Source organism: Bacillus cereus group sp. MYBK195-1, assembly GCF_051916605.1.
GTDB lineage: Bacteria > Bacillota > Bacilli > Bacillales > Bacillaceae_G > Bacillus_A > Bacillus_A cereus.
This window is the reverse complement of record NZ_JBQAGZ010000002.1, coordinates 508,697-525,450: the sequence shown is the minus strand read 5'-3', so window position 1 is coordinate 525,450 and position 16,754 is coordinate 508,697. Positions and strand designations below refer to the sequence as shown.

The window sequence follows — 16,754 nt, the reverse complement described above, 5'->3', positions numbered from 1 at the left end:
GAGGTGACAACATGCCCATTACGAATCGATTTTCTACCACCACTAACGGCGCACTCGCTATTACAGGTAATACTTTAGGATTAAGTAAAATTAGTAATCAAAACCGTGCTGGTACAATCGGGGCAATTGGTGCGTTTATAACTACGAATACCGCTTTACAAGTACCTACTTTTCCCGCAGGTACAACGTTAACCTATACACAAAATAGTTCTACCGCTATTTTAAATATCCCTGCTGGTAGCACTATTCTTTACGCAGAACTCGTTTGGGGTGGAAACTATTTATCTCGTGATCAAAACATTACGAGTGTTCTAGGTAATCCCGTTTCATTTACAACACCCGTTTCAACATACTCAATTACTCCTTCAGCTGTTACAGCTTCAAATCAAACGTTTGTTTCAAACTCTATTACATTTGGCTTTTATACTCGTTCAGCAGACGTAACAACTCTTATTCAAGCTGGAGGTTCTGGTTCTTATACTACAGGAGCTGTCCCTGGACTTGTTGATCCTTTAGATGCTTCAAATGGATCCATTAACTCGGCCGGATGGACACTCATTGTCGCTTATCAAAACGGGACATTACCTGCAAGAAATTTAACTATTTACGTAGCTGGTAACCGTGTTTCTGCAGAAACTGGTAGTGCCGATGTATCTGTTTCTGGATTTTCAACACCTTCAGGAGGACCAGTAAGCGGGAGATTATTTTTAAGTTCTACCGAAGGAGATGCAGATTTAACCGGGGATCAGGCTTTATTTGGACCAAATTTCAGTTCATTAAATGCTTTATCTGGACCAAACAATGCTATAAATAATTTCTTCGGTTCTCAAGTGAATAATGCTGCAGGAAACTTAGATACAACAGGGACATTTGGAACGCGAAATCAAAGTGCTTCTACAAGTACAAACATCTCCGCAGGAAGACAGGGCTGGGACATTACTTCCATTGATATTTCTCCTTATTTAACAAACTCACAAGTATCCGCCGCAATCCGTTTAACTACTAACGGAGACGCATATATGTTAAATACAGTCGGCTTACAAATTAATATAAACTCACCAAATATACAAGCGACGAAAAGCGTGAATAAAAGTGTTGCTGCAATTGGAGATATTCTCACTTATACAGTTACTATCCCTAACACCGGGCTTCTTCCTGCCAATAACGCTATTTTTATAGATAGTCTCCCTAACGGGACTTCTTTTATACCTGGCACTGTAACAGTAGATAACGTACCACAAACAAATGCTAATCCTGCGGCTGGTATATCTCTTGGAACAATTAATAATGGTGCTTCTCGTACAGTAACTTTCCAAGCTACTGTCGTTTCTCTTCCAAGTCAAAATCCTATCTCTAACACTGCTAATATTACATTTCAATATACACCAATCGCCGGAGGAACAACTTTTAATGGTCTTGCAACAAGCAACTCTGCTGGAACACAAATTAACCTCGCAGATATTAATGGAACAAAATCAGTTAACAAACTTTTTACCGATATTGGTGAAACATTAACTTACAGTATTGCCTTAGCTAATATAGGAAATATCGCTGCAACGAATGTGATATATACGGATCCGATTCCTAGCGGGACTACTTTCATTCCAGGGAGTGTAACTGTGAACGGAGTTACTCAAGCTGGCGCAAATCCCGCTAATGGTATATCAATTGGGTCAATTGCCGCAAATTCCACTACTACTATTTCATTCCAAGTACTCGTTCCTTCTATCCCTCAAACAAACCCAATATTAAATAGTGGAACAACAACATATCAATACGTTCCTGTACCTAATCAACCAGCAGTAAGTGGGACTGATACGACAAATATTGTCTCCACTCAAGTGAATAATGCTACTGTAACAATCACGAAAGCAGTAGATAAAAATTTTGCAGATATTGGTGATACACTAACATACACCGTTTCTTTTACAGGTACAGGTAATACAAATGCGAACAATGTTATTTTTACAGATGTCATCCCTACTGGAACAACTTTCGTTCTAAACAGTTTAACAATAGATGGCACGACACAAGTGGGCGCAAATCCCGCTAACGGCGTGAATATTGGATCCATCCCAACAGGCACAACAAAAAATGTTGCATTTCAAGTAGTAGTAAATACAATACCCGCGTCAAATGTCGTATCTAACGGATCAAGTGCTTCTTATCAATATACCGTCAATCCTAGCCAATCACCTGTTACGAAAAACATTTCTTCTAATCTCGTTTCCACTCAAATTAACAATGCGAATGTAACATTAACAAAATCAACTAATAAACAATTTGCCACAATTGGCGAAACGATAAGTTATACAATCCTTATTACAAACAGTGGAAATACAGCCGCTAATAACGTACAACTAACAGATCCACTTCCAAATGGAACGATATTAAATCCTGGTACTGTAACACTAAACGGAGTTTTGCAAAATGTAGATTCTCTCGTTGCATTACCTATCGGCACAATTCCTGGCGGGGCTACTTTTACCCTCTCTTTCCAAGTAACAGTCATCAATATTACCGCCCAAAACCCTATCATTAATAATGCCTTTGCTTCTTATCTATATACTGTAAATCCAAGTCTGCCACCGACTTCAAAAACAGCAAATTCTAATTCTGTTACATCAACAATTAGACTAGCAAATCTCCATGCTAATAAATCTGTAGATAAAACGTTTGCGGAAGTTGGTGATGTATTAACTTACACCTTTTCTCTCACTAATGATGGAAATGTTGCAGCGAACAATGTATTACTATCCGATTCAATTGCGAATGGAACCGCCTTTGTACCAAATAGCGTTATAGTTAACGGTGTTACTCAACCAGGCGTTACACCAACTAGCATCAATATTGGTAGCATCAATGCTAATACTACAATTACAGCTTCATTCCAAGTAGTAATAACTAGCATTCCAAATCCAAATCCTATTTCGAATAGTGCTTCTATCTCCTACAACTTTATCGTTGATCCAAACGCTTCACCTGTAAGTAAAAACACTACTTCAACCACTACATTTACTCAAGTAAACGATGCAAATGTCATTTCAGCCAAAACAGTGAATCGAGCGTTCGCTACCGTAGGGGATACATTAACTTATACTGTTACTTTGACGAATGCAGGAAGTGTTTCTGCTGATAGTCCTACTTTCGTAGATACGAATCCAGACGGTACTACCTTTATTCCAAATACTTTTCTTATTAATGGTGTACTCCAAAATAACGCAGATCCAAATATAGGTGTTCCGCTACCTTCCATTGCTGCTAACGGCTCACTTACCGTCTCTTATCAAGTAACCATCACCTCTTTACCAACACAAAACCCAACATTAAATTCATCTAGTACACAGTATAGTTTTATTCTAAATCCGGGCGATCCACCAACTATAGAAACATCTGTAAGTAACACTGTAAGTACACAAATTAATTTAGCAAATGTAGTGATTGTCAAAGAAGTAGATTTAACTATCGCCGATGTCGGGCAACCAATCACATATACAATTTCTTTAGCTAATCTTGGAAATACTATAGCAAATAATGTTATTGTTACCGATATAATCCCTAATGGCTCCACTATCGTACCAAATGGTATTTTTATAGGTGGTACTTTACAACAAGGTGCAGACCCTAGTACCGGTCTTCAAGTCGGCTCCATTCCTTCAGGTGGTTTTACAACGATTGTTTTTCAAATAAGTGCAAATGGGCTACCTTCACCAAACCCAATTCAAAACAGTGCTTCACTTCAATATAGCTTTATCATTGATCCAAACTTGCCTGCTCTTGTTAGAAACGCCGCTAGCAATATAGTAACTACACAAATTAATACTGCTAATATCGTTGCTACAAAACTAACGAGTACAAACTTCGCTGATATTGGTGATGTCATACTATATGCGACTATTTTAACAAATAACGGGAATATCCCTGCTGCTAATGTAACATTTACAGATATCATTCCAGCGGGTACTCTCTTCATTCCTAATACTGTAACGATTAATAATGTCCCTGTAGCTAACGCAAATCCTGCTACCGGCATTTCAATTGGTACGATAGGAGCGAATTCATCACGCACCGTTGCATTCCAAGTTTTTGTACCAACTATCCCTGCTGTAAACCCAATTACAAATCAATCAGGCACAACATTCCAATATACGTATGATCCATCCAAACCAGCTGTAATGCAGATGGTTGCTTCTAACACTGTACAGACAACTATTAATAACGCCTCAATTGCCGCTACGAAATCGGTAGATAAACAGTTTGCTAACGTAAATGATATTATTACGTACACGACTACTTTAACGAATAACGGGAACACACTTGCATCAAATGTAATATTTACAGATGTAATTCCAAATGGGACATCGTTTATTCCTAATAGTGTTACTGTAAACGGGAATACACTGCCTAATGTAAATCCAGCAAGTGGAATTGCCATTGATCCAATAAATCCGAATGCAAATACGATCATCTCGTTCCAAGTACAAGTAAATTCTATCCCGAATCCAAATCCAATCCCGAACCAAACCAATACAACGTACCAGTACGTCGTAGATCCTAACTTACCTCCAGCATCGGCCAATACGTTAAGTAACGTAATAACAACTCAAATTAATAACGCTACTATTGTCGCTACTAAGTCTGTGAATACACCGACAGCTGCAATTGGCGATATCGTTACCTATACGATTGCAGTAGCAAATACAGGTAATACTCCTGCTAGTGCGACTGTTTTAACGGATGGGCTTGGTGCAGGAGCTTCATTTATCCAAAACTCCGTAACGATCAATAATGTCCCACAACCAGGATTAGATCCATCACTTGGTATTCACTTGGCAGATATTTCGCCAGGAGATACTGTATTTATTACTTTTCAAGCACAAATTTTAGCGATACCACCTAGTGGCACATTAACAAATAATGCTCTTGTAAATTATGAATATACCGTGAATCCAAACCAATCACCTGCTGTTAATAGTACAATTACGAATACAACGGTTACTCCAATTATTGATGCTACTCTTTCTATAAATAAAACTGTCAATTCAACATTCGCTACTATTGGAGATACACTTACTTTCACTTCTACCATTACTAATTCCGGTAATACTACCGCAAACAATGTTATTTTTACAGATGTAATTCCAAATGGTACAACGTTTATTCCAAATAGTTTTACGGTAAATGGAACAACTATTACTAATGCAAATCCACAAAACGGGATCAATATTGGTAACTTGAATTCAAATGCATCTGCTACACTCAGTTTTCAAGTAAACATTACAACACTTCCAAACCTTAATCCAATCCCGAACAAATCATCGCTTCAATATAGCTTTATTGTAGATATAAATGAACCGCCAGTTTCACGAACAGTTCAATCTAATAAAACTTTTACACAAGTAAATACTGCTTCTGTTATCGCAACAAAAACTGCAAGCAGTGCTTTTGCTGCTGTTGGAGATACAATTACGTATACAACTACCCTCACCAATAGCGGAAATACTACCGCAAACACACCTGTTTTTATCGATATATTACCACCTGAACTTTCATTCGTTCCTGATAGCGTACAAATTAATACCACCCCACAACTTGGATTTAGACCAGATAGCGGAATCTCTTTAGACCCAATTCCAGTTGGAGGAACGACAACAATTAGCTTTCAAGCTATCGTTGGCTCAATACCAACTACAAACCCAACTTTGAACCAATCTAGCACGACATACTCGATCATTGTTGATCCTACCCAGCCGCCGGTGACAGAAACAGCTACAAGTAATCCAACTTTAGTTCAAATTAACGAAGCAATTATTCAAGCAACGAAAAGTGTGGATCGACTATTTTCTGACATAGCACCTGGAAATTCATTTTTAACGTATACTGTTTTATTGGATAATATAGGAAACACAACTGCTACTAATATCATTTTTACAGATCTGATTCCAAATAACGCAGTATTTATAGAAGATAGCGTTCGAGTAGGCGGAGTTTTATTACCTGGAGTAAATCCAGCGAATGGGATACCGATTGGGGATATTATTGCTGGAGATTTTATAAACGTTACCTTCCGTGTGCAAGTAGTTAGCATTCCAAATCCAATTTTCACAATTGGACCAGGCGGACCAAACTCACCAGTTGTAAACGGCGCTTCCATTAATTATCAATTTATGACAGGTCGAAACTTCCCACTCGTTTCAAGAAGTACGACATCCAATTCGGTTTCGACACAAATAAATTCTGGGGAAATTGTGGCAATCAAATCTGTAAATAAAACTTTCGCAACAATTGGCGATACAATTTCTTATACGATTACATTAAGTAACCCTGGAAATGTCACTTCACAAAATATAATTTTCACAGATACTTTACCTGATGGAACGACATTCATATCTGGCACTCTTACAAACGATTCTGGTACACAGCAAATCGGAAATCCAGCTAACGGGATTCAGATTGCCAATATAAATCCAAATGGAACGGCCGTGATTACTCTCAACGTACTTGTTACAAACATTCCAAGTATAAATCCAATTTCTAATTCTAGCTCTGTACAATTTGCACATGTAGTCGATCCTAGCCAACCTGCCGTATCGCAAACGAATGTATCTAATACGGTTTCGACAACTATTAATAGTGCAATTTTAACAACCAAAAAAAGCACTGATAAATCTATCGTTTCAGTTGGAGATACGATTACGTATACAACTACTATTACAAATACCGGAAATACAGCTGCAACGAATATTACTTTCACAAGCGCTATTCCAGCTAACACTACTTTTATACCAAATTCAGTCACAATAAATGGCGTTCAGCAGTCTGGTGCGCAACCAGCACTTGGAGTAAATATACCAAATATCGCTCCTGGTGAAACGGTAACTGTTACTTTCCAAGTAAATGTTATTTCCGTTTCTCCTTCCAGTTCAATTATGGGTAATGACACAATTTTATATTCTTATACTGTTGATCCAAACAGCGCTCCTGCTACTACCTCTACTTCAACGAATATTGCTACAACCCCTGTATTAGATGCCATAATAACGATGGTAAAATCGGTCGATCAAACCCTTGTAACACTAGGCGATACTATTACCTATACGACAATTTTAACGAATAACGGTAATACAAATGCAACGAATGTTACTTTCACTGATCTTATACCAAATGGTACAACATTTATTACTGATAGCGTTACAATAAATGGACTCACACAAATTGGATTGAATCCTAATACAGGCATAACAATTGGAGCAATTGCTCCTAACAGCTCAATATCTATAGCATTTCAAGTTACCGCTACTTCTACCCCTGTTCAAAATCCTATTGCCAATTCCGCTACTGCTTCTTACACATTTATTGCTGATCCCAATGCACCTATTGTTTCAAGAAACGTTACTTCAAACACAGTGTTTACTACGATTAATACAGCTACCATTCTTTCATTAAAACAAGTCGATAAATCCTTTAGTCGTATTGGGGACACACTCACTTATACTGTCGCTTTAACAAACAATGGAAACTCATCTGCACAAAATGTTATATTCACAGATACCGTGCCAAGTGGAACTACATTTATTGCAAACACATTTTCTATTAATGGAGTTCCTCAAAGTGAGGCGGATCCATCGAACGGTGTGAATATTGGGACAATAACAGCCGGGACTACAGTAACAGTTTCGTTCCAAGTTACTGTTACATCATTACCAACCGAAAACCCAATTGTAAATTTCTCATCAACATCGTATCAATTAGTCTCACCACCTGACTCAGAAACTTCAATTAGTAATCCTGTTTCAACACAGATTAAAGAAGCCATATTATCTATGACGAAAAATGAAAGTGTATCCTTTGCAGATATCGGGCAAACTGCTTTTTATACTACTTCTATTTCGAATATAGGAAATACGGATGCGACTAATATTGTATTCACGGATGTATTACCGAGTGGACTCACATTTGTTCCTAACACATTAACTGTTGATGGTGTTCTACAACCTGACGCGAATCCAAATAACGGTGTATTACTTGCAACACTTCCACCAAATGAAATATATAGTATCGTCTTTCAAGTTACAGTGAACAGCATTCCTCCTAGTAACCCTGCACCAAATACAGCATCAACCACGTATGAGTTTACTGTTAATCCAAGTAATCCGCCAGCATCGAGTGCAGCTACTTCCAACACTACACTTCTTCAAATAAACAACGCAACTATTATTACCACAAAAACAGCTAATCTTACTTTTGCGGACATTGGTAATACAATAACATTTACACTTAACCTCCCTAATACTGGGAATGTGACCGCAACTGATGTAACTATTATCGATATTCTTAATAGCAATGTAAGTTTCGTTCCAAATAGTTTCAAAGTTAATGGGCAAACCATTCTAAACGCTGATTTATCAACGGGGGTAAATATTGGTTCCATTAATGGTGGTAATACGGCAATCGTTACATTCCAAGCAACTGTTATTACACTTCCAACACTTAATCCTATTTCTAATTCTGCTTCTACCACATATCATTATGTCGTTGACCCTAGCCAGCCACCTATTACAACTTCCAATCAATCTAATACAACGACAACACAAATTAATAGCGCTATCCTTACTGCACAAAAAAATTCAAATGTATCTACGGTAGATATCGGGCAGGATATTACCTACACCGTTACAATTACAAATAGCGGAAATGTGAGTGCAACGAATATTATTTTTAACGACCTTATTCCAGACGGAACTTCCTTTGAACCGAATAGCTTTACACTGAACGGAACTAGCATCCCAAATGCAGATATCATTACAGGCGTTCCAATCGGTAATATCACGCCAAACGAATCTGTCATCGTAGCATTTCACATTATCGCCAATGAAATTCCACCTATAAATCCAATTACTAATCAAGCTAGCGTTAGCTTTCAACATATCGTTAATCCAGCTAATCCTCCAGTTTCAAAAAATATTATTTCTAACAACGTTACAACAAAAATTGAAAGTGCTATTTTAAATACGATTAAAATAGGAGATAAAACTTTTGCAACGATTGGTGATACGATTACGTATACAACGACTATTACGAACACAGGTAATATTCCTGCTAACAACGCTATATTCTCAGACCCTTTACCATCATGGACACAATTTGTTGCAGAATCAGTTATTGTTGATGGTACTCCATTACCATCCGCTTCGATTATTAACGGTGTTGGCATAAATACAATCAATCCAAATCAAACTGTTACAATCATATTCCAAGTACAAATCGTAAGTAATCCAACAACGTTCACACCTGAACTCCAAAACTTAGGATTTGTTAACTTCCAATATAACGTAGGCAATGCATTACTAGCTCAGCCTGGCAATGTGGAAACGAATGTCTTCGTTACTTCTATTAATACAGCCATACTTTCAGCTGTAAAAACTGCTAATACAGCCTTTGCAAATATTGGAGATACGATCACTTATACAGTTTCGATTCAAAATAACGGCAATACAAACGCTACGAATGTAAATTTCTCAGACCCAGTTCCAACTGGAACGACCTTTGTCGAAAATAGTTTTGCTGTAAATGGAAATACCATTCCAGGCGCAAATCCAAATAACGGAGTTAATATCGGAACAGTTAGCGCAGGTAGTTCCTTAACCGTTACTTTCCAAGTCATAGTTACATCAACTCCACCTTCAAATCCGATTACAAACGTAGCATCTATTCAATACGCATTTATCGTTGATCCGGCCTCTCCTCCTGTTACAGGCACGATAAATTCTAATAGCGCTTCAACACAAATTAATAACGCGACTGTTACAACTGTTTTACAAGCAAATCGTTCAATTGTATCTATCGGGGATGTAATTACGTATACAGCAACATTAACGAATACTGGAAACTTCCCTGCAAACTCTGTATTACTCATTAACGGAGTTCCTGAAGGAGCATTATTTGTTCCAAATAGTGTTACGCTCAACGGGATTTCACTTCCAGATGCAAGTCCAACTCTCGGTATTCCAGTTGGTATTATCGCACCAGGTGATTCCGCTACGATTACGTTCCAATTTCTTGCAAGTTCTATTCCACCGCAAGGAGCGATTATAAATCAAGCACTTACAAGTTACACGTATATTGTCGATCCAAGTCAACCTCCTGTTACAGCAACATCCTCGTCTAATACGGTTAATACAACTGTTGTTGATGCATCGTTATCCGTAATTAAAAGTACAGATTCTCTCGTACAATCTACTGACGGCACAATCACTTACACAGTAGTTGTTCAAAATAACGGAAATACTACTGCAAATACAGTTACTTTAACAGATTTGGTCCCCGAAGGAACTGCCTTTATTCCGAATAGCGTAACTATTAATAACGTTTCTGTTCCAGATGCTGGTCCTAACGTAGGAATACCATTAAACTCCATCACACCGTCAGAAATCGTCACTATAACATTCCAAGTTATCGTTCAATCTATTCCAAGAGTGAACCCAATTTCTAATACAGCCCGTATTGACTATACTTTTATCGCCGACCCAACTGCTCCTATCATCTCTCGAACAATTACATCTAATCCTGCTTTCACACAAATTTCAGATGCGACTATCCTTTCTTTAAAAGCAGTCAATGCACAGCAAGCAACAACAGGTGATATTTTGACTTACACAATAACACTAGAAAATACCGGAAATATTCCAGCTACGAATCTCATATTTTCAGATACGATCCCTCAAGATACTACATTCGTACAAAATAGTTTTACACTTAACGGAACAACTATACTTGATGCCAATCCAAATGTAGGTGTTACTTTACCTACCTTAGCAGCAAACGCTACTCACCTTATTTCGTTCCAAATTCTTATTAACGATTCATTCTCGCAAGAATCGATTACAAATCAATCCAATACAACATATACAATCCAACCAGACCCAGGGCAACCACCTATTACTGAAACATCTACTAGTAATATCGTCATTACAAATTTCGTGCAAGCACAATTGACAATTACAAAAACATCCAATCCAACAACTGTAGATATCGGTGGAACTATACTTTATATTTCTGAAGTGAAAAATATCGGTAATGTTGACGCAATAAATATTGTTTTCACAGACTCTATTCCAGCTGGAACTACATTTGTTCCCGATAGTGTCACAATTAACGGTGTCCTGCAACCAGGTGTAAATCCTGAAAATGGAATACCGATTGGAACCATTCCTGCTAACAGTTCCAAAACGATACTATTTCAAGTGCAAACAAATAATCCACCTACTGAAACCGAAATTGTAAATCAATCTTCAGCAACTTACCAATATGTAAGTATCCCTACAGCCCCACCAGTGAATCGCTCTGCAAATTCTAACATTGTTACAACATCACTTCAAAACGCAAATATTATCTCTGTTAAAAGCGCAGATGTAACTTTCGCATCAATCGGGCAAAGTATTACCTACACAAATACACTACAAAATATAGGAACAGTTCCAGCTAACAATACCGTGTTCATTGATTACATTCCAGAAGGTACTATATTTATTGAAGATAGCTTAGCAATAAATAATGTAATTCAGCCTGGCGCTAATCCTGAAAACGGAGTAACTCTCGGCACGATACAACCAAATGAAACAGTCACTATTTCATTCCAAGTACAACTTACAAATATACCAGTTGGCAATGCAGTCATTAATATTTCAGACACTTCGTACGAATATCAAATCGACCCTAGCTCTCAAATTATTCAGCGTAGATCGTTATCAAATGCAGTAAATACTGAAGTGCGGACGGCAAATGTTAATGCAATTAAATCCGCTAACAGATCCATTACACGTATCGGTCAAATCATCACATATACAGTCGCAGTTACAAACGCTGGTACAATACCTATTACAAATACTCTCCTACTTGACGCAATTGCTGCTGGCACCACATTCGTTCCAAATAGCATTCTTGTAGATGGCGTACCAAGACTTAACGAAAATCCAATTACCGGTATCAATCTTGATATAATTCTTCCAAATAATACGATTATTGTTACGTTCCAAGTAAGCGTAGTCTCTATACCACCACAAAATAACATTAATAATATCGCCGTCATTCACTATGAGTATCGACCAGACCCAAGCACACCACCAATTTCAGAAACGACCTCTTCCAATGCTACAAACATACAATTCATTGATGCTATTCTTATTGCTACAAAGTCCACTAATACTGTATTAGCTAACATTGATGAAATCATTGAATATACAGTATTCATTCAAAATAATGGATCGACTACAACTAACTCCATCTTTTTTACAGATACTATAGCGAATGGAACAGTATTTATTCCAGGAAGTGTAATAGTTAATAATACTGTACTTCCTGCAGCAGATCCGAATATCGGCTTTTCCATTCCTAATATCGCAGCGGGGCAAATGGCGACAATAACATTCCAAGTTTCCGTTACGAATTTACCTGCTATAAATCCAGCACCTAATACGGCAAACATCGTCTACGACTTTCTTTTCAATTCTGACTTTGCACCAATTCAAAAATCTACTACTTCCAATACTACTTTCGTTCAAATTAATGATGCTGATATCATTTCACTTAAAACTGTTGATTTGACCTCTGTAACGATTGGTGACATTTTAACTTATACAACAACTTTAACGAATACGGGGAATACGGATGCAACTGCTGTTGTATTTACAGACAATATACCTGATGGAACAACCTTTATTGACGGTAGCGTTTTAGTAAATAACATTCCTCAGCTTAATGCCAATCCAAGTGCTGGTATACTTGTAGGAACGATTGCTCCTAACACTTCTATCCCAGTCACATTTTCTGTTACCGTCGTAGCTCTTCCAGCCAGCGGTCGTGTTCAAAATCAATCAACTTCTCGTTATACAATAAACGTGGAAGAACAAATATCGACTAGCAATATTACCTTCACTGAAGTTATTTCTGCTAATGTAATTGCGACAAAAACAACACCTATCCAATATGCTGACCTACAAACAATCATCCCTTATACAATTTCCATCATAAATAACGGAAATATACAAATAGAAAACATTATTGTTACAGATATCATCCCAGCAAATACGAACTTTATAGAGAATAGTGTTATTGTGAACGGAAACGCTCGTCCAAATGACAATCCACTTAACGGTATACAAATTGATAACATTCCGCCTAATACGACAGCAACTGTTCTATTCCAAGTACGGGTTACTTCGATTCCGCAAACAAATCCTATCTCTAACACGAGTACAATTGAATATGAATACACGTTACCAGATCGACCACCTATTACCGAAACTATTATTTCATCAGCTGCAGCAACAGAAATTAATCACGCGAATTTGAATAGTAATAAAACTGTTGACCTTGCATTTGCAACGGTTGGTGATACGTTAACGTATACGATTACACTAAATCAAACCGGTAATGTTGCAGTAAATGATGTAATCATTCAAGATATTATTCCTCAAGGTACTACGTTTATAGAAAATAGCGTCATTGTAAACGGAGAAACTCTTCCAGGGGTGAATCCAGTAAGCGGTATACCAATTGGTACTATAACTATTGGTGGAGACGCTATCGTTTCATTCCAAGTAACTGTAACTTCTATTCCAACACCAAACGAACTAAACAACAACGCAATTACTACTTTTAACTATATAGTCAATCCAAATAACGTACCTGTTACAAATACGACTACAACAAATACCGTAACAACTACTGTCCAAAATGATAACGTCATTGCTTTTAAGTCTGCTGATGTAACAAACGCCTTGCCTGGTCAAACTTTAACGTATACAATTACGATTACGAATAGCGGTAATGTAACGATTGACGACCTTCTTGCCATAGACACCGTACCAATAGATACGACTTTTGTTGCTGGTAGTGTTACGATTAACGGGATCAATCAGCCTAATGAGAACCCTGAAAATGGTATTACGTTAGGAAATCTTGCGCCTAATGAATTTGTTATTATTACGTTCCAAGTGACAATATCTTCTTCTACTCTTCAACCTACAATTAGTAACGATGCTTCTGTTTCCTATACCGTTATCATTGATCCAACAAAACCACCTATTACGATTATAAAGCAAACAAATATCGTTACAACGACAGTAGTTGATCCGTTGATTCGCATTGAAAAAACAGCTGACAAATCTATTATCGTTATAGGAGATATCATTACATTCACATTAGCGGTATTTAATCACTCCCCAATTCCCACAATTAGTACTTCTGTTATAGACACAATTCCAGCTGGTACAACATTTATAGAAAATAGCGTAACAATTAACGGTTCTACCGTTCAAAACGTTCGTCCAGACACTGGTATTAATATTGGTTCTTTACCTGCAGATACAGTAGCAACTATAACATTTCAAGTTCTCGTAACTTCTATTCCTTCAAACAGTACAATTATAAATTCTGCAACAGTTACCGCTGCCTTTCAATTGACACCACAGGATCCAATTATTACTTTCATTGTTAATTCAAACATCGTTCGTATACCAGTTCAATTTATAACTACAACAGTCACGAAAAATGCTTCCGTCAGCTCAGCTTATTTAAATCAATATTTTGATTACACGGTGCGTATTACAAATACTGCCGAAATTTCACTCTCAAATATTTCTTTACAAGATACCATTCCAGCAGGTTTACAATTTATAAACGGCACTGTCTTTATTAACGGTGAACGCTCTCCACTAGCAAATCCGAATATCGGTTTCCAAGTTACCACTAATTTAGAACCAAACGAAACAATTATCGTGTTATTCACAGTACAAGTAATAAGTCCACCTGTTAATAATCCATTTAAAAATACGGCCAATATTTCGTTACAACTTCAAGTCTCGCCTACCGACCCACCAATTACAGTAACCGTTACAAGTAACGAAAACATCGTCACCTTTGTTCCAGAAAATCCAGATGAAACACTTCCAAATTTAAATTGCTTCTTTGACGGTGAACGCTTCATTCGCATTACTCCTCGAAATGTACGAAATTACCTTTGGACTTGGATTTGGTGGAAATAATTGAAACAAAAAAGAGATTGTAGTTTGGTTGAAACCAAATTACAATCTCTTTTTCATTACCTATATTCCACTACGTTGTAACTCGTCCAAGGATATACGATTAAACACCACCTCAAGTTATTTTAGTCGTAATAAGTTGGCCAGCTTCATTAATAGTAACTTTCCATTTCACTCCACTAGCAGTCTTCATGATTATACCTTTACTTGCCTCTATTTCAATATCTCCAAACATCCTTCCGCCAGTTGTCGCTAACCAAGCACTCCCATTTTCCATAGAAGATCTTGCAAAGATACGATTAATTCGAAAACGTTTATGATCTTGAGAATAACCACTTAATGTAATTCTAACTTTATATAACTGACTGGCCTTCATATTCGAGATAATTGTATCCCCAACATTTAATGGAACATCCAACGCGATAACCCAACTTCCAGTTGCACTTAATGCATATTCAATTTTAATTTTCTTTGGGCTCTCTCCCCATCCAAAATACATTCCAAAACAATTTAACATTTGTATTGGTTTTTTCGTAAAATCAAGTTCAATGACAACTGGGTTACTATCTGGAACGTCAATATAGTTTACACTTTGTTCATCTATTAAATTAAAGCAATTTGTGAGATTCCCTCCGTACGGCACTTTTCCACTTACTTGCTTAACGTTATATTTCTGCTGAGCATTTACTAAAATATCATCTTGATTCCCTATTAAATGAGGTCTATTTAAAGTCAACGGTAACTGAATTCGTAGGGATTCTTCATAAGTAGACTTACAAACATTATATTGACCTTTATCTACAATAGTTGTTGAAAGCAGATTTGAAAAAAGGTAGTTACGATGAGAATTAGAAGAAAATTCAATGACAATTTGTTCACTACTCATCCGGTACGTATCCCAAATCATACAATCAAATGTATTATACGCACCTGAACAACGAATTACTTTTTTCGTTTGTTGTCTACATTGCACTTGAATATCATGAAACGTATTTCCTGAACTTTCATTTGGCAAATCACTATTTCCATCTACTTCAATCCCATACCCACATCCATCAATAAATATAGATTGAAATACATTAGCGTTAATCCAGCAAGGTGTATTGATATCATCTATATACTCTGTTTTCAAATATATTGCAGTTTGAAAGTTTTTAATTTGAATAAATTTAACTTGAAAGAAACTAATGTAATCCCATGCCTTTTGACAATAAAAATGTATAGCTTTTCCTTTATACGATGGAGTTGTATTTATTATATTTATATTTGATATAACAGATTGATTAGGTACTTCGATTTGTTGTGAACCAGAAACATAAATAACAGCAGATTGAAACAATGGATTTATAACTTGAATAGTACCACCAACTATCGAAGCGTTACTTTGTAGCGCAAATGCATTAAAATCCCCATCAATTTGCAGCGTTACGGTAGGATCTAACTCTAATCTTACGTTTGATTTAATAACAATCGGCTTTACAATTTTGTACGTATTTACCCCTGTAATTCTAACCGTCGAAATTCGATTCGCTACACAATAATCAATAGCTTGCTGAATTGCTAATGAACTATCATTTCCTGAGTTCGGAACTGCCCCAAAACAATCAATGTGAACGCTACTTTCTGGCGCACAATCTTCTTGGGAAGAAATATATTCTGACAAAATAAATTCACTCCTCATATTACCTTTTTCATATAATATGTGAGTTGTCT

At 36.9% G+C, this 16,754-nt stretch carries 2 protein-coding genes; one reads left to right on the top strand and one right to left on the bottom strand.

Annotated features, from left to right (window positions below; translation table 11 throughout):
- Nucleotides 1-11: 11 nt before the first annotated feature.
- Complete coding sequence (locus ACTFRY_RS12350; protein ID WP_440032347.1) at nucleotides 12-15,044, top strand: cell surface protein; 15,033 nt, start codon at nucleotides 12-14, stop codon at nucleotides 15,042-15,044.
- Between the two features lie 112 nt (nucleotides 15,045-15,156).
- Here ACTFRY_RS12350 and ACTFRY_RS12345 read toward each other — a convergent pair whose 3' ends face one another.
- Nucleotides 15,157-16,704 (bottom strand): hypothetical protein, encoded by a 1,548-nt coding sequence (locus ACTFRY_RS12345; RefSeq protein WP_000006055.1) that lies wholly within the window; start codon nucleotides 16,702-16,704, stop codon nucleotides 15,157-15,159.
- Nucleotides 16,705-16,754 lie beyond the last annotated feature (50 nt).